At 52.4% G+C, this 538-nt stretch carries 1 protein-coding gene; it reads right to left on the reverse strand.

The features are described from left to right. Window positions 1–181 (reverse strand): hypothetical protein (locus NRB16_RS29185; protein ID WP_257107608.1); only part of this gene is annotated, 181 nt, incomplete at its 3' end. Window positions 182–538 lie beyond the last annotated feature (357 nt).

Genomic DNA, 538 nt, shown 5'->3' on the forward strand with positions numbered 1-538 from the left:
GTGAAAGTGCCTGCCTGCGCTGCCTGCGATCAGTCGCTCTGGAAACCATATAGGTCCAACTCAGAAATCCCATCCCCGCCACAATGAACACTGCCGGGCTGCGCATCAGGACAATCCCGCCGATCAGCATACCCAACCCCAACGCACCCACGATCAAGGCAGATAGTGCAAACAGATTCATACAACCCTCCTTTGTCATAAATAAATTGGTCGCATCTTCAGCATTGTCTTACGTATGGGTTTTCAATGTGAGATAGGTGTGCAGACCGGCTTGGAGGGTGAGTGGGTGTTTGGCGGGGGTGGTTCCATAATTGTGGCGTACCGCTGTAGCTCGATGACTGGAAAACGGCTACGTCATACGTTGAGGAAGTGCATGGGGAATTGCGGGAGAGGAGTGCGCGGTTGTTGGAGACACCCAACCAAAGCACGTGACGCGACAATCAGGCATGAATAGGCAGTCCAATAGCCTTTGCCCTTCTCTTAAGGTGCATACCCACTCTTGTAGGAGGCAGCTTGCTGGCGAAGACTTATAAACAGA

Source organism: Pseudomonas sp. LJDD11, assembly GCF_024584215.1.
Classification (GTDB): Bacteria; Pseudomonadota; Gammaproteobacteria; order Pseudomonadales; family Pseudomonadaceae; genus Aquipseudomonas.